Raw genomic sequence first — 16,636 nt, 5'->3', positions numbered from 1 at the left:
ACATTGAAGTGTTTAAACTTATCGATTCCCTCAATCCTTTCAGAAAAACCTATCTTGAAAATACAACAGGGTTTGCTTATAATAGTAAAGTTATATCGTTGAGCGGTTTCTAAACACCCGCTTTAACAAAATTTAGGAGGGATTCTCATTGTATAACGAATGGCTAGGTTTAGTCGCGTTTTTAGTTACATTTATATTAATGGTTTTAATGTTTCGTTTATTTGGTAAGGCCGGATTATATGCGTGGGTCGCGATAGGAACTATTATTGCGAATATCCAAGTATTGAAAACGGTGGATATATTTATGATTTCAGCCACTTTAGGTAACATTATGTTTGCTTCTATTTATCTTGCAACTGATGTATTGAATGATATTTATGGCCGTAAAGTTGCTAAAAGAGCAGTTTGGTTAGGTTTTTCATCCACTTTAGTGATGATTATCGTCATGCAAATCTCCCTAGCATTTCAACCAAGTGATGCGGATATGGCACAAAATGCATTGAAATCTATTTTTGATGTCGTACCTCGTATTGCATTTGCCTCAATCATTGCTTATATCATCGGCCAACACATTGATGTGTTCGTATTTAATGTGATTAAGAGAATATTTAAATCGGATCGCACATTTTTTATACGTGCTTATGGAAGTACAACGTTTAGTTCGATATTTGATACTGCGTTATTTGTGCTCATCGCTTTTTATGGCAGTCTACCTAATTCTGTTATATTTGAAATATTTATAACAACGTATTTATTAAAATTGCTTTCTACAATTTTGAATGTGCCATTTGGTTATTGGGCAAAATCACTTTATCGTAAAGGTAAAATTAAAGATGATGGCTATTGATCAGCAATCGTGTTAATTTAAAATTGAAAATGACTTTGAATTGGTCATTAATCTTGCGGGTGAATATTTCTGTAATAATGTAATACGATATCGTATTTAATCTTAAAGAAGTTGAAGTGTGGTGAGCTCTATTGGCGAAAATACATTTTGATGCAGCAACGAAAGGCAATCCGGGTCTAAGCACATGTGGCGTCGTGATTGTAGATGAACATGAGCGTTATACAGCCACTAAAGTGTTAGGGATGATGGACAATCATACTGCAGAATGGGAAGCACTCCTGTTTGCAATGGAACAGGCCAAAGCGTTAAATATCGAGACTGCACTAATCTATACGGATTCACAACTTATCGAAGATGCTGTGAATCGAGAATATGTTAAAAATAAACGCTTTAAAGCTTATCTTGAGCGTTACTTAAATGAATCAAACCATTTTGCACTTTGCTTTGTGAAATGGGTCCCAAGAAAGCAAAATAAAGCAGCAAATCAATTAGCGCAAGTTAAGTTATACCAAACAATTAAGCAACAGTCTGATTAATCCAAATGAAAAAGTACCGAGATTAACTGTTTTTCATAAGTTAATCTCGGTACTTTTTTGTAATATTGACATCTATGCCTCATTCTGAAGATATGCTATAAATGCTGAATAAATCGTTTCGAGACAAAAAGCTCATGTTGATCACAAATTGAAAGGACGTGGTTAATTTCGACTTGATGTGCCATAGATTCAAGTAATGAAGTCCATTCGATAGGAACGTAACACTCTATCGTTGCCAATTGTTTAGACAGTTTAAGTTCAGATAAATGTTCATGGATTTTTTTCTGCTGCCCCGGTGTTAACTTTGCAAGGTTTTCGATAACATTTTCAACTGAATCATATTGTTGAATCAATTTAATAGCTGTTTTTTCTCCGATTCCTTTGACACCAGGATATCCATCAGCTGTGTCTCCCATAAAAGCTTTAACATCAATAAGCTGTTGCGGTTTTAAACCATATTCCGCTTCAAAGCGGGCTTGATTATATTTGTGATATTCATTAAATCCTTTTTTAATCAGCCAAACATTGACATTTTCATTAATACATTGAAGTAAATCGCGGTCACCTGTCACAATATAAACTTCGTGATACTCTTCAGACTCTGAAAAAGAACGTGCGAGTGTACCGATAATGTCATCGGCTTCAAAGTTTTCAACGCCTATATTTAAAAAGCCGAGTGATTGTGAAATATGTTTGACATGATTAAATTGAGGGATTAATTCTTCTGGTGGTTCTGGGCGGTTTTGTTTGTAATTCTTATACATTTCGTTTCTAAATGTCGCCTTCCCCATATCCCAGCAAATTGCGACATGTGTAGGTTGGATATCACGAATCGCGCTATAAACATGTCTGACAAAGCCTTGTGTCCCATTTGTAGGGACACCTGCTGAATTTCGCATAAAATTTTTATGGATACTCGTCGCATAAAAGTGACGAAATAATAAGGCCATGCCGTCTATAAGTAAAAGTTTTTGAGTCATCGTTTCAGTCCTTTAAGTTTAAAATTTGTGCTAATTTTGGCGTGTTTATTTTTAATTGATTGATAAGTGCATCATCAACTTTGAAATCAAGGATAGCATTGATTTCATTTTGTGCTTCTAATTCTGCCATTTCAATCGCTTCAATTGCTTTTGAAGTGAGTTGGTCTAACAGCGATTCTAACACTTTTCGTAGTTCAGTCAACTTTGGCTGAAGTAAGTTAATCGTATGTACTTTGATTTCTGATTGGATTTGTTTTTGTACTTTAGGCTGTAAAAGGTTTCGCTTCGTCAGCTGCTTAGGTAATTGATTAACCATTTGTTGTAATTCTAGCGTTAAAATGGACTTTTCATACGGTTCAATCTGGATCGTTTCGTAATCAGGTATAATAATTCGATACTGTTGAAGTATTTTAATTTTAGGTGCCATTTCTTGTTGTAATGCTTGATTAAAGAAATGCTTAATTCTTTCTATTAACAATGTTTGTTCTAAAAAGAGTTTTTGGTGTATTTGGTCAAGGTATGATTTTGTGCTTCGTCTTTTTTCTTCATTAAAATGATTGGTATTTGTCATTTGGCCATTATAAATCGCTTTAACATCATCTGCTAATTGGATTTTTAAGCGCTCATTTAAATGATAAATTTGATCTTCTATTTCATTAAAGGTCTTTTGTGCAATTGATTGAATTAATTCAGTTTTAAATAGTTTTTCTCGGCGCATGTGTTCAAGTTGTTGTTTAGTCTGATGCATTTGTTGCGTATTGGTTTCAAAATCACTGATGATTGTTTCGTAAGCTTCCTTAATATAAGCAAATTGATCATACATTTTCTGTTCTAATAGTGATTTAGAATCGACTTCAGCAAAATGTGTGATACTTTCTTTTAACGTGTGAATCCCTTCATCACCCGTCTCTAAAGCGGTGCGACTCGATACCATAAAGATATCAGGGTTCATTTGGACTTTAGACAACGCATCTTTGACATATGCATATACTGCTTGTTGATCAACATTGTTTTCAGCTAAATCAACAGCATTAATGACCATTTTAAAGGACTGATTGGCTTTCAATTGATTCATATCTTTCATATGTTGTATGAAAGCTTGATCATTTTGTGTAAACGCATGGTTAAAATAACTCACATATAAAATAAGATCTGATGTTGTCAAAATCTTTTCAGTTTCATTCGTGTGTCGCTGGTTATTAGAATGTAAACCTAGTGAGTCAATTATCACTTTGTCTTTTAGCCAAGGTATGGGTAGACGTAGGTGCACCATTTGTACAAAGGTAGCAAATTCATCTTCCGCACTCCATTTTGAAATTTCTGAAGCATCTATGGGATGTTCTATGCCCTTTTCGATATAGGATTGATATAAATCATAATTTTTTTCTACTGCGTTAATAAAAGCAAGGCTATTTTTATCAATCTTTGTTTTTAATTGTTCAAGATTTGTATTTAAAAATGAAGCGATGGAATCAAATTGATCGTCCATCAGTTGGGTCATATCATTAATGTCTGCTAATAAGGCATCAGGTGTTTTAAAGGTAACACTGTGATGGGACCCATATGATATTTCTGTCGTAGCGGCAGTGGTAGGATTAGGCGAACTTGTTAAATAAGCTTTACCTAGTAGCGCGTTAATCAAGCTACTTTTTCCAGCGCTGAATGTACCGAAAACGCCTATTTTAATTTTTTGTTGAGTCATTCTTGTTAATGTATCTTCAATGTTCTTGACACTCGATTTAAAGAGTGGGATGTTGCGAACGACGTCTAAACCTTGTTGGATTTGAGTTGTATGCAAAGTTCGCTCATTTGTGATCGCACCTTGATAATTATCGGTTTCATTTGTTAAGCCAGATACGTTCTTTTGCGGTTGGAAATGAATGCGTGTCCGATCAATCAGTTGGTCAAGAGAGTCTGACATATGAATATAGTAATGGCGATAGTTTTCTGTTTCTAGTGATTGCTTTAATTTCCGCAAATCTATATAGCGCTTATAGTCTTGAATATCAGTGGAATCTTCAACTAAATGTTCTTCCGCGTGAACATTTGCAATAATTTCTTCATCTAAAGGCTCAGACATTTTCAAAATATATTGCTTGATTTCTTTCATTAAGTGTTCTGAGAAAGTAAGCACATACTGATTCGTAATTTCTATTTGTGTTTGATAAAGTTCAGTGATGAGGCTTTCAGGAATTTCAAAGTGTTGCTTTAAAATTTGCTGATTCAATTGTGTATTATTGATAAAGCGTGTCAAAAATGACAAGTCATCTTGCATAGGCTTTTCAATTTGATGCGCAATCTGCTTCTGCAGCTGTTGCATGACGTCATTAAGGCGTGTAGAGCGAATTTCCTCTGTTTTTCTTTTTTTATTAAAAAGTCCCCCTGCTTTAAAGTTTTTAGTCATACTTTCTAAATAAAAACGAATGGTTTCACGCATGTCATGCGTCATAATATAAGCATTATCGATAATAGATCTGCGTTTATCTTTTAGATATTGCTTGAGGGCTGAAGGCGTGTTTAAAAGTTGGGCTTCTTCACTTATCATTTCATTTTTCTGATGTGTTTGATACGCTTGATCAAATTGTTCAGGCGTGATATTCAAACGTTCTAGAAGCAACTGCATTTCTTGCTGTAAATAATCTGTTTGATGCTGTTGAATAAAGTCTTTCATTCGAGCAACATAATCTTTGACGGGTTCTCTATGTTGATCTTGTTCTCGTATAAATAATGAAAGGGCATCAAATTCATTATAAGGATGCTCAAATTTAGTAATATAAAATGTTTTCAAAAGTTGAATATCCCATTCTTGAATCGACTGTTGTACGCGACGTTGAAAAGCTTCAAAGTCGATTTCTTGATGATTATGTTTATCAATCTGGTTAACAACAAAGACAACCGGAATACCTGCATAATTTAATCTTTTCATAAATTTGAAGTTTAAAGCAGATTGAACGTGATTATAATCAACCGTGTAAAAAACAATGTTGCTGGTATATAAAAATTGCTCGGTCTGCGCACTATGTGATTGTACATTGGAATCTACACCTGGCGTATCTTGAAAAGTGAAGCCATTATTGAACTTTGAACTTTGTATTTGAATATCAATGGATTCAACTTGATAATTTTCTCGATTCATCGCTTTAACTTCGTCATAATTTTGAAGGAGGGTGTATTTTTGACCTTCAATATTCGCGGTCATACCTGATTGCTCAGCAACAGTCACTCGTGCGGTATTACTAGTGGTTGGAACCGGTGAGCTGGGTAATATCTCCTGACCAATAAGGCGATTAATGACTGTTGATTTTCCAGATGAAAAGTGGCCTACAAAGGTCACGGTATATTGATTTAAGTAAACTTTTTTAATCATTTGATTGATCGTTTGAACAAACGTATGATGATCTGATTTTTCTACTTCTTTTTTTAATTTATATAAAATATCTAGTTCTTCTTGGTTCTGCATGTAAACTGACTCCCCTTGTTTATAAAGCACTCTTTAGTTCTATTATATGAATTTAATTGTAACATTGTACAGTCATACTTATTTTATTACCTAAAGCGTTCTGCATAACGATAGGAACACATTATGATGAAGTCAAAACATTGTGAAAGGTTTTTATTTATCCTATTAACCCCAATCTCGTTAACGCTTAATTTGTATTAAAATGCAGATTAAAAAACAACGTCACATGAATGTAACGTTGCAGCGTATTGAATATGCTAATGAGTTAATATACAGCATCAAATAGTATCTATTCTTGGAATTCAAGCGGCTTTGGACGACGTTTCATTTTGAGTAATTGAGAAATGACATAAATCAGAATGCCGGTCCAAATAAAACAGAATGTAATAAACTGATCCATATTAAATGGCTCTTTAAACACAAAAATACCAAGTATAAAGATAAGCGTCGGCCCGATATATTGAATAAAGCCCATGAGCGACAACGGAATACGAATAGCGCCTTCTGAAAAAGCAAGAAGGGGTATCGCCGTTACTGCGCCTGAAAAAAGGAGCCAAAATGATGACGTATTGATTCCGACACTTAACCCTGATGTTTGTCCAAGATAAATAAGATAGATTAACGCCATCGGTGCAGTTGCTAATGACTCAATCGTAATACTACTTACTGCAGGCATAGGTACTAATTTTTTGAGTAGGCCGTATAGGCCGAATGAAAAAGCTAAAAGTAAAGAAATGACTGGGAATTCTCCTACTTTGATTGTCATATAAACGACACCTAAAGCAGCAAAGAGAATTGCAAGCCACTCTAAACGATTAAAACGTTCTTTAAAAAAGATCATTGCGAGTAAAATACTGACTAGCGGATTAATGTAATAACCTAAACTTGTTTGTAGCACATAACCAGAGTTAACTGCAAAGATAAATGTCCCCCAGTTCACTGCTACAACATATCCCGCTAGTATAATGATAAAAAGTTTGAGTGGTTTAGCTATTAAATTTGAAAAATCTTGATAGACTTGCTTTTGTTGGCCTATTAACGGAATTAAAATAACCATAAATATGAGTGATAATACAATACGAAACATTAACGTTTCAGTCGCATCTATCCCACGAATTAATGTCCAATAGAGTGGGAGTGTCCCCCACATGACATAAGATATTACTGAATAAAAAATTCCACGTTTAAACGCCTGATCTTGATACAAATCAGTCCCTCTTTTCTAAAAAAGTTTTCATGAATTGCTTATTCACTTTTATTTGCCCAATATTGATAATAAGTCGTTTCGATATAGCCATTAAAAAGTTTACGTCGTTTTGTTGCTTTACGATTAACTAAATGTTCGAATGCTTTATGACTTGTCATAATATACAGTGAAAGTTGAGGATTTTGATGCAGTAATGTACCTAAATAGCGATACATAGCTTCTACTTCATCGCGATCACCAATACGTTCACCATAAGGCGGGTTTCCTATTAGTCCAATTGGCCCTTCATGCGCTATTGTTAAAGTATTGACGTCTTTAACTTCGAATTGAATGATATCGCCAATCCCTACTTCATCAGCATTTCGTTTTGCGATTTCAACCATTTTAGGGTCAATGTCTGAAGCGTAGATTTCTATTTCTTTATCATAGTCAGCCTGTTGATCTGCTTTATCTCTCAGTTGATTAAAGAGCCCTTCAGGAATCATATCCCACTGTTCTGATACAAAAGAGCGATTAAAGCCAGGTGCAATATTTTGGGCGATTAAACAAGCTTCTATTGCGATAGTGCCAGAACCACAAAATGGGTCAATTAATGGTGTATCACCTTTCCAGTTTGCAAGCTTGACTAAGCTAGCGGCTAACGTTTCTTTAATCGGTGCTTCACCTTGAGCGAGTCGATAACCGCGTTTGTTAAGCCCTGAACCTGATGTATCAATTGTTAAAAGAACGCGGTCTTTTAAAATATTAACTTCTACAGGATATTTCGCACCGCTTTCGTCTAACCAGCCCGACACTTGATACGCTTTTTTAAGTCTTTCAACAATTGCTTTTTTAGTAATGGCTTGGACGTCTGGAACACTATGTAACGTCGATTTTAAGCTACGACCTTGCACTGGAAACTGTCCATTTTCAGAAATATAGTTTTCCCACGGAAGATTTTTAGTTTGTTCAAATAAATCGTCGAAAGTTTTTGCTTCAAACTGACCGATAATTAATTTGACACGATCTGCTGTACGCAACCATAGATTGGCTTTAACTAGCGCAGATGCATCACCTTGAAAGTAGATGCGCCCATTTTCAACGCGCGTTTCGTATCCTAACTCTTGTACTTCTTTGGCAACAATCGATTCAAGCCCCATTGGACATACTGCTAATAATTGATACACAATCATTCTCCTAACATACATAATTGGAATTAAACTGCCTATAAAATATCAAGTCCTCCCCCGGCATGTAAGGAAGACTAGAGTTTTGAAGAGATTGACTTAAATGTATACGTGATTAAGTCAACGGCCCTTAATTTCTGAAATAATATTATGATTCAAAAGAAAGGCGCGTCCTATAAACCTTTATTTTCCTATGCTTTCCTTCTACAACATAGCAAGTTAAAAATTTAATCGTTATTTTTAAGTATGCGATTTATTTTTAACTATTATTTTGTAATCTATTAAAATTTTTTAGTGAATTTTTAACACGACTTTATTTTAACATACGATTAAGCTTCTTCATTTATTTTTTACATAAATGAAGGGCTGGAACTCGATGTCCCAGCCCGAACTAGTTGAGATATTTCTATAAGCCATGTTCTGTACTATTGTACTCATTACGTGCACTAGTAGCACTGGTACGCCAGTTGTAATCATCTGTCTGAAAGGGACATTACCTTTCCTCGTCTATACGTTGAATTTCGTTAGACAAGTGCTCCTACCAAATTTGGATTGCTCACTCGAGGGGTTTACCGCGTTCCACCTTTATTATTTCTAATAAAGCTACGTCACTGTGGCACTTTCAAACTAATATAACCTTATCTAATGACTTAGGTTAGTTCATTGCCGTCAATATCATTGATATTGCCTTGACTTATTGTTTCATCAAGCACGAACACTACAGTCATCTCAGACTGTGTGAGCATGGACTTTCCTCTATATGTAAACCATATAGCGATTACACGAAATATCCTTAAAAATTATAGCATTTTTAATCTTAAAAGCAATGACTATTTTCCAAAGACCGCTTTTTCTAAATTAGAAATACGTTTTAATATGTCTACGTTATTGTTTTGAGTTGAACTTTGGTTAGCGAAACTCTTATTATCTTGAGGTCTACTTGAAGCAACACGAATACGTAGATCTTCAATTTCTTTTTTAAGTTTGTGATTTTCTTCTGATAATTTAATCACTTCATTATTTAGGTCTGCCATTTTTTGATAATCAGCGATGATATCGTCTAAAAATGCATCAACCTCTTCTGGTCTGTACCCACGTACCATCGTTTTTTCAAAATCTTTTTCATAAATGTCTTTTGCTGAAAGCTTTAACGAAACATCTGACATTTGTTCCACCTCATTTGATTTAAATTTCTTCTGACCATTGTAAATCATTGATAAAGCTCATAATTTCGTCAAACGTCACAATATCACAAGTATAGTTTGTTTTTTTAACAAAATCAACTAACTTCTGCTTGAAGAACTTAGGGCTTGCCTCTTGTTCATCATCATAAATTAAGACTGTGACATCCGTATGGTCCAACATAAATTGATCTGCAGCTTGAAATTGATAAGGGCCTTGATAAGCAGACTGGTAAATACTATTAACATAGTCGCTTTGTGTTATGATTTGTTGGTACTGTAATTGGTTAGCCTCATTCCATTTAGAGCTATGTTCTAAAAAAGGCGTAATGACACCGAGTTTTAACTCTGGATATTCCTTTTTAAGTTCAATGACACATTCTGCAGCCCACATTTCAATTCCCAACTGTCCTTGTATTAATACCCACTTAAGTCCCTCTTCAATGTATTGAATGAGCTTTTGAGTAATAAATTTTTTCAAATAGGTCACTTCTTTTGCTTGAGAATCAAAGATCTGAAGTTCATATGATTTATAACCTGTAATATACATCGTTTTATACATGTTTATGACCACCATTTTGAATGAGATAATTCAAGTCGTGTTGAACCGCTTTAAATCGATCTATAAATATTTTTTTACTGGTTGTGGATTGGTGACAGCTGACAGCAAGCTCTGAAATAAGTGATTGCATACGCACAAATTTTTGACGATTAAAATATGGAAGATTTTGAATTTGATTCTGATACAAATTTAAAGATTCTACATCTTGATCAACTTGAGCAACAAATGGTGCAATGTCTTCGTAAAATTCAAATTGGTGCCCTCTTCTAGCCTGTTGATAACGTAATGAGATATGGTTCAAGTCATCAAGAAGTTTTTCGATTGCAGATTGCATAAGTGGTATCACCTCATGTTAGATTACCTCGATTTTATCATATTCAAATTCAAAGTTTTAACCAGATATGTTTAGGGGTAACGGTCAAGACCTATCTATGTTACAATAATGACAGTTTATGAATCGTTTTTTGATTTATAAAACGCCTATCCTATCATGTTTAATAGGACAGCAAGCATGGACTGTAGGTGAAAAAATGAATTATCCAAATGGTAAGCCTTTCAAGCCAAGTCGGACTCAAGACGGAAGCCCTGTGCGTCATAGTTCTAGTAAAATAAAATACGGTGGCCGTGGGATGACATTAGAAAATGACATTGAACGTTCTAATCAGTTCTATTTGAGAATGAATAAAGCTGTGATACACAAGAAACCGACACCTGTGCAAATTGTTCAAGTCGATTATCCTAAGCGGAGTCAAGCTGTAATAAAAGAGGCTTATTTTAGAACGCCTTCAACCACTGACTATAATGGTGTTTACAAAGGCTTTTATATCGATTTTGAAGCGAAAGAAACAAAAAATAAAACGTCATTTCCATTACAAAATATTCATGAACATCAAGTGAAACATATGGAGCAAGTTGTGGCGCATGGCGGTATTGCATTTTTGTTATTTCGTTTTAAAGGAATCGATGAAGTCTATCTTTTACCGTTTAAGCGATTTATTCCATTTTGGGAGCGTTACATAAAAAATGGAAAAAAATCAATTAAGGTTGAAGAAATTCAAGAAAATGGTTACTATATTCCTTATCAGTATCAACCCAGATTAGATTACCTCAATGCAGTTGATAAGTTGATATTAGATGAAAGTGAGGACCGCTTATGACGGAAAAGAAAGGGACTTCTAGTCACGCCAACAAGAAGTCCGGTCAAAAAAAGAATAAAAATATTAAGCGTACGATTATTAAGGTGCTGAGCTTTTTAGTTCTGGCATTTGTCATTTTAGCGTTATTAGCTGTTTTGCTTTTCGCTTACTATGCGTGGAAAGCCCCTGCTTTTAACGAATCAAAATTACAAGATCCGAGTCCGGCAAAAATTTATGATAAAGATGGCGATTTAGTCAAGACGCTTGATAATGGTGCAAGACGTGAGCATGTTGATTTAAAGGATGTTCCAGATACGATGAAAGATGCTGTACTTGCTACTGAAGATAACCGTTTTTATGACCATGGTGCGATAGACTATAAACGTCTATTTGGCGCTGTACTTAAAAATGTATCGGGTGGTTTTGGTTCACAAGGTGCTTCAACTTTAACGCAACAAGTTGTTAAACGGACATTCTTGACTGACCAAAAATCCATCGAACGTAAAGCGCAAGAAGCATATTTATCTTATCGTCTTGAGCAAGAGTACTCTAAAGATGAGATCTTTCAAATGTACTTGAATAAAATTTATTATTCTGATGGTGTTTATGGCGTTAAAGCCGCAGCAAAATACTATTTCAATAAAGACTTGAAAGATCTTAATTTAGCAGAATCTGCTTATCTTGCTGGTTTACCACAAGTTCCAAACACATACAATGTATACGATCATCCTAAAGAAGCTGAAAAGCGTAAAGACACAGTGCTTTATTTAATGGCTTATCACCACCGTATTACTGAAAAGCAAAAGAAAGAAGCACAAGATACGCCGATTACAGCGAACTTAGTTCAACGTTCAGCTGAAGAGCGTCAAGTTAAACCGGATGATGATTCACAACAATACAATTCTTATGTCAATTTTGTGAAGCAGGAATTAATGGGTAATCCTGAATTTAAAAATGAAAATTTAGCTGATTTATTAAATAGCGGTATTAAGATTTATACGTATATGGATAAAGATGCTCAAAATTCTTTACAAAGTCATATTGATAATGGCGGCTATTATAAAAATGATGATCAGCTCGTCGGTTCAACAATTGTAGACAGTAAAACAGGTGCCCTTGCAGCTATTTCTGGTGGTAGAGACTATAAAGATGTTGTTCAGCGTAACCAAGCGACTGACGCACATCCTACAGGCTCTACGTTGAAACCATTCTTAGCTTATGGTCCAGCTATCGAAAAATTACAATGGGCGACAAACCATTCTATCCAAGATGAGCAGTCGTACAATATTGACGGTGGTACATTCCGAAACTATGACCAGAAGAGTCACGGTACAGTTTCGATTTATGATGCATTACGTCAAAGTTTTAACATTCCAGCTTTAAAAACTTGGCAACAAGTAAAAGAACAAGCAGGAAGTAAAGCACCAACTGATTTTGCGGAGAAAGTAGGACTTGAATATGAAAATTCAAATATTGGTCCATCTGAAGTTCTAGGTGGTTCATCTTCTGAATTCTCACCTACGCAACTCGCTTCGGCCTATGCTTCATTTGCTAATGGAGGAACTTATAATAAAGCACACTCTATTAAGAAAGTTGTAGAGGCAAATGGCGATACAGTTGAATTTGATCATACAAGCCATAAAGCAATGAGTGATTATACGGCTTATATGATTACTGAAATTTTAAAAGGTACGTTTGAAGCTTATGGTTCAGCTTATGGTAACAGTGTTTCAGGTGTCCACATGGCAGCTAAAACAGGTACAGGCACATATGGTCAAGAAGCCTATCAACAATATAACTTACCTGACTCAGCCGCTAAAGACGTCTGGATTACAGGTTTCTCACCTAAATACACAATGTCAGTATGGATGGGCTTTGACAAAGTTAAGCAATATGGTGAAAACTCATTCGTCGGCAGTAGTGAACAAAAATATCCTCAACTTCTATTTAAAGATGTCATGAGTGAAATTAGTCCACACGATGGTGAGGATTTCAAACGTCCTGATTCTGTCAGTGGTAGCGGTAAAAGTTTATATGTATCAAAATCACCGGATGGCCATACGACAAGTAACTTTACAGAATCAAGTGAAGGTTCTAACTCCAATTCAACATCTGGATCAAGTGATAGCAACAATCAAAGCCAGAATTTGAATAATGGTAACCGTCCACAACAACAAGGTAACAATAACTCAAATAATAATGGTGGTTTTTTCGGTCATCTTTTTAACCGATAAATCATACAAATATCCCAGTTTACTCAATGCGAGGAAACTGGGATATTTTTTGTCTTTTATTTATGTTTGAAATCATTATATGAAGAAGGAGGATTACTCAATGTGATGTCGAGCACGATAAGCGGCATGCATTTTAATCAGTTCTGATTTGAGTGTTTTCATTTGTTGGTAACCCATATAGTGATGCTTTCTTTCTTCGATATATGCAAGTCGATCAACAATATTAAATGGAACGATTGTGAGCGAATCCAAATCAAGTTGTGCTAATGAAGTGGGTTCGACTTGGTTAATTACGTAAAAATAGTCCATTAATAATGCATAATAATGATCAAGTAATGGCTTGGCCTGTTCGCTTCCTATTTGACGAGTTTTTGCGAACTGATCTAATTCTTTTTCTAAACTAGTCATTTGATTTAACTGTTCCATCACCTATTCCCCTCCTGCTGCTTTAAGCGATGCACGATAACGCTTTTGACCTTCTCGACAATCATCAAATAAAGGACAAACACCACATTTCGGTTTTTTAGCTAGACAATGATAGCGGCCGAAGAAGATAAGTTGGTGGTGGCTCTTTGTCCAGCGTTCTTTTGGAATGATTGACGTTAATCGGCGTTCAACTTCAGTTACATTATCCTTCCATCTACAAATGCCTAAACGTTTAGATACGCGCTCAACATGTGTATCTACTGCAAGTGCAGGTTCGCCGAATGCGACACTCATAACTACGTTTGCCGTTTTGCGACCAACACCAGCAAGACTTTCTAGTTCAGCATGTGTATGTGGAACTTCTCCATTGAATTGATCAAGTAAAGATTGACTTAATTTTTGTATATTTTTAGCTTTGTTACGATAAAGTCCTATCGAACGAATATCTTGTTGTAATTCCTCCAAATCAACAGCTAAATAATCTTCAGGCGTATGATATTTTTGAAATAATGAATGCGTAACTTTATTAACGGTATTATCTGTACATTGCGCTGATAATAAAACCGCAATGGTCAACTCGAAAGGATTATCATGAACTAATTCGCATTCTGCATTGGGAAACATTTGATCAATCACATCGATCATTTCAAGTGCTTTCTTTTTACTTATCAAAAGGATTCTCTCCTTTCAACCAATTAAATTTTGGAAGGTTTTCTATTTTTTTAATAGGTTGTTGAGATTGAGACTGCTTTTTAAATTTTGCACGGATTGGTTGAGTATCTTCTACTGATGTCACATTATTTTTTTGCCAATTTAATAATATTCTATCCACATATTTTAATGATGTTTTTTGATGTGCAAGTGCCTCGTTCAGTGCAGCATCAATAATTTTGATGTCATAATGGTCAACATCTAGCCATTGATTAATATGTTCTATTTCTAAAGGCGATAAAGGACGCCCAAATTCAGTTTCTATGCGACGAAACAATTGTTTAAAAGCCTCTTCTTGAGATGTAGACTGTGTTGTTTGTTCAACTTGTGATAATACTTGCGAAAATTGTTCATAGAAACCTTCTAAGTTGATATATTCAGTGAATTTACCTTCTGTATTTTTTTCAACTCTCATTTCTAACAAACCCAGCTGAATGAGCTTTTGAATGATGGTTGTCACTTCGAATGCTTTCATAGTTGTCCCTTTTTTTAATATATCTATAGAAGGTTGTTCATTCGAGCGCTCGTAAGCATGCAAAATTTTAAGGAGTATCACTAAGTCATTCTCATTCAAACCTAAATTTTGATAATGCTCGAGGAGTTCATATCGAATTACAACCGGTCTAATTTGAAGTTCACGTGCATTCATACCATTTCCCCCTCACTATATTTAAATGAAGTCCGCGCTGATCTATTAAACATGAGCGATAAAAAAAGAGTGAGTGAGAAACCTCTCAAAAACAGGTTTCATCATCTCACCCCCGAACGAGGTTGAGACCTTTATCACATGGAGACGATAAATGAAAATAACGAACTGACTTATCATGCAAGAAAATTGATAAGTGAATTTATCCATGTGCGCCCAACTTCAATTCGATTGTTAATTAAGGATATAAACGGTTTAATAAACGTGGGAATGGTGAAGTTTCACGAACATGTTCTACTCCTGAAATCCATGCCACAGTACGTTCCAGACCAAGACCAAAACCACTATGTGGCACACTACCATATTTACGTAAATCAAGATAATATTGATAGCTTTCGGCATCGAGATGGTGTGCTTCAATGCGTTCTTCTAATAAATCAATATCATTGATACGTTCAGATCCACCAATGATTTCACCGTAGCCTTCTGGAGCGATTAAATCAGCACAAAGGACAGTCTCTTCATTTTCAGGGTTCGGTTGCATATAAAATGGTTTGATTTTAGTTGGATAGTTAATGATAAATACTGGTAAATCATAATGATTTGCGATAGCTGTTTCGTGTGGTGCACCGAAATCATCGCCCCACTCAATATCGTTAAAGCCTTCTTCATGTAAAAATTTAATCGCATCATCATAAGAAATACGTGGGAATGGCGTTTGAACTTTTTCTAATTTAGAAGTATCACGACCTAGTGCTTTTAATTCAATTTTACAATTTTCAAGTACTGATTTGACGATAAAAGCAACATAAGCTTCTTGCACTTCTAAACTCTCTTGGTGTGTTGTAAATGCCATTTCAGGTTCAATCATCCAAAACTCAATTAAATGTCTTCTTGTTTTAGATTTCTCGGCTCTAAATGTTGGACCAAATGAGAAAACTTTACCATGCGCCATCGCTGCAGCTTCCATATAAAGTTGACCACTTTGAGATAAAAACGCATCTTCATCAAAGTATTTTGTGTGGAATAATTCACTTGTCCCTTCTGGTGCACTAGCAGTTAAAATCGGTGGGTCAATTTTTGTAAAGCCATTATTATTGAAAAATTCATATGTTGCTCGAATAATTTCATTACGAATTTTCATCACAGCGTGTTGTTTTTTTGAACGTAACCATAAATGACGGTGATCCATTAAAAATTCTGTGCCGTGATTTTTAGGTGTAATAGGATAATCATGAGCATCATGGATAACTTCAATTTTTTTTACTTGCATTTCATAACCTAAATCTGAACGTTGATCTTCAGTGATTTCACCTGTTACATAAAGTGAAGACTCTTGTGTTATAGATTTTGCAAGTTGAAATGTTTCTTCATCCACTTCTGCTTTTACTACAACACCTTGCATAAAGCCTGTGCCATCACGTAACTGAAGAAATGCAATTTTACCGCTTGAACGTTTGTTTGCTAACCAAGCGCCTATAGTTACTTCTTGGCCAATCTTATTTTTTGCTTCTTTAATCGTTGTTTTCATAACCATTCTCCTA

General features: G+C 35.1%; 15 protein-coding genes and 1 other RNA gene. 4 read left to right on the top strand and 12 right to left on the bottom strand.

The features are described from left to right. Window positions 1-148: 148 nt before the first annotated feature. Window positions 149-847: a queuosine precursor transporter gene (locus KM149_RS06705; RefSeq protein ID WP_214969803.1), complete on the top strand. Its 699-nt coding sequence runs from the start codon at window positions 149-151 to the stop codon at window positions 845-847. Window positions 848-978: 131 nt separating this feature from the next. Next, a complete protein-coding gene (locus KM149_RS06700) occupies window positions 979-1,383 on the top strand; it encodes a ribonuclease HI family protein (RefSeq protein WP_214969805.1) in 405 nt (134 codons plus the stop codon). A 95-nt stretch (window positions 1,384-1,478) separates the two neighbouring features. Here KM149_RS06700 and KM149_RS06695 read toward each other — a convergent pair whose 3' ends face one another. From KM149_RS06695 to KM149_RS06660, 8 genes are all read right to left on the bottom strand, one after another. Continuing rightward, on the bottom strand, window positions 1,479-2,363 hold the full coding sequence (locus KM149_RS06695) for a 5'-3' exonuclease (RefSeq protein ID WP_241415207.1): 885 nt from the start codon (window positions 2,361-2,363) through the stop codon (window positions 1,479-1,481). 4 nt (window positions 2,364-2,367) lie between these two features. Then, on the bottom strand, window positions 2,368-5,823 hold the full coding sequence (locus tag KM149_RS06690; protein WP_241415206.1) for a dynamin family protein: 3,456 nt from the start codon (window positions 5,821-5,823) through the stop codon (window positions 2,368-2,370). A gap of 289 nt (window positions 5,824-6,112) precedes the next feature. Beyond that, window positions 6,113-7,030 carry an EamA family transporter RarD gene (rarD, locus tag KM149_RS06685; protein ID WP_281070342.1) on the bottom strand — a complete coding sequence of 306 codons (918 nt, stop codon included), beginning with the start codon at window positions 7,028-7,030 and terminating at the stop codon, window positions 6,113-6,115. Between the two features lie 38 nt (window positions 7,031-7,068). Next, entirely contained in the window at window positions 7,069-8,196 is a 1,128-nt protein-coding gene (locus tag KM149_RS06680) for a THUMP domain-containing class I SAM-dependent RNA methyltransferase (protein WP_241415205.1), read from the bottom strand. Between the two features lie 404 nt (window positions 8,197-8,600). Continuing rightward, window positions 8,601-8,986, bottom strand: an RNA gene (rnpB, locus tag KM149_RS06675) — RNase P RNA component class B. Window positions 8,987-9,026: 40 nt separating this feature from the next. Then, window positions 9,027-9,362: a cell division regulator GpsB gene (gene gpsB / locus KM149_RS06670; protein WP_050331966.1), complete on the bottom strand. Its 336-nt coding sequence runs from the start codon at window positions 9,360-9,362 to the stop codon at window positions 9,027-9,029. Window positions 9,363-9,381: 19 nt separating this feature from the next. Beyond that, the gene (locus tag KM149_RS06665; RefSeq protein WP_165545453.1) at window positions 9,382-9,939 is read right to left on the bottom strand and encodes an SLOG family protein; all 558 of its coding nucleotides are present in this window, start codon (window positions 9,937-9,939) and stop codon (window positions 9,382-9,384) included. Then, window positions 9,932-10,273 carry a DUF1798 family protein gene (locus KM149_RS06660; RefSeq protein ID WP_214969814.1) on the bottom strand — a complete coding sequence of 114 codons (342 nt, stop codon included), beginning with the start codon at window positions 10,271-10,273 and terminating at the stop codon, window positions 9,932-9,934. Before KM149_RS06660 ends, KM149_RS06665 begins: the two co-directional genes overlap by 8 nt. A gap of 196 nt (window positions 10,274-10,469) precedes the next feature. Here KM149_RS06660 and recU point away from each other — a divergent pair, with 196 nt between their 5' ends. Further along, window positions 10,470-11,096: a Holliday junction resolvase RecU gene (gene recU, locus KM149_RS06655; RefSeq protein WP_050330887.1), complete on the top strand. Its 627-nt coding sequence runs from the start codon at window positions 10,470-10,472 to the stop codon at window positions 11,094-11,096. After that, window positions 11,093-13,309, top strand: a complete 2,217-nt coding sequence (locus KM149_RS06650; RefSeq protein ID WP_214969816.1) for a transglycosylase domain-containing protein — start codon at window positions 11,093-11,095, stop codon at window positions 13,307-13,309. The genes recU and KM149_RS06650 overlap by 4 nt, the downstream gene beginning before the upstream one ends. A 93-nt stretch (window positions 13,310-13,402) precedes the next feature. Here KM149_RS06650 and KM149_RS06645 read toward each other — a convergent pair whose 3' ends face one another. The 4 genes from KM149_RS06645 to asnS all read right to left on the bottom strand — a co-directional run bounded on the left by KM149_RS06645 (window position 13,403) and on the right by asnS (window position 16,623). Further along, window positions 13,403-13,735, bottom strand: coding sequence for a YpoC family protein (locus KM149_RS06645; protein WP_050346220.1), 333 nt, complete (start codon window positions 13,733-13,735; stop codon window positions 13,403-13,405). A gap of 3 nt (window positions 13,736-13,738) precedes the next feature. Further along, window positions 13,739-14,407 (bottom strand): endonuclease III, encoded by a 669-nt coding sequence (nth, locus tag KM149_RS06640; RefSeq protein ID WP_050330885.1) that lies wholly within the window; start codon window positions 14,405-14,407, stop codon window positions 13,739-13,741. Further along, the gene (locus KM149_RS06635) at window positions 14,397-15,095 is read right to left on the bottom strand and encodes a DnaD domain-containing protein (RefSeq protein ID WP_050345617.1); all 699 of its coding nucleotides are present in this window, start codon (window positions 15,093-15,095) and stop codon (window positions 14,397-14,399) included. Before KM149_RS06635 ends, nth begins: the two co-directional genes overlap by 11 nt. 235 nt (window positions 15,096-15,330) lie before the next feature. Then, window positions 15,331-16,623 carry an asparagine--tRNA ligase gene (asnS, locus tag KM149_RS06630; RefSeq protein WP_060829907.1) on the bottom strand — a complete coding sequence of 431 codons (1,293 nt, stop codon included), beginning with the start codon at window positions 16,621-16,623 and terminating at the stop codon, window positions 15,331-15,333. Between the last annotated feature and the right edge of the window lie 13 nt (window positions 16,624-16,636).

The sequence above is a fragment of the Staphylococcus coagulans genome, from assembly GCF_022557135.1.
Lineage (GTDB): Bacteria > Bacillota > Bacilli > Staphylococcales > Staphylococcaceae > Staphylococcus > Staphylococcus coagulans.
Note: the sequence above shows the minus strand (reverse complement) of the source record. Positions and strands in the feature narration are given on the sequence as shown.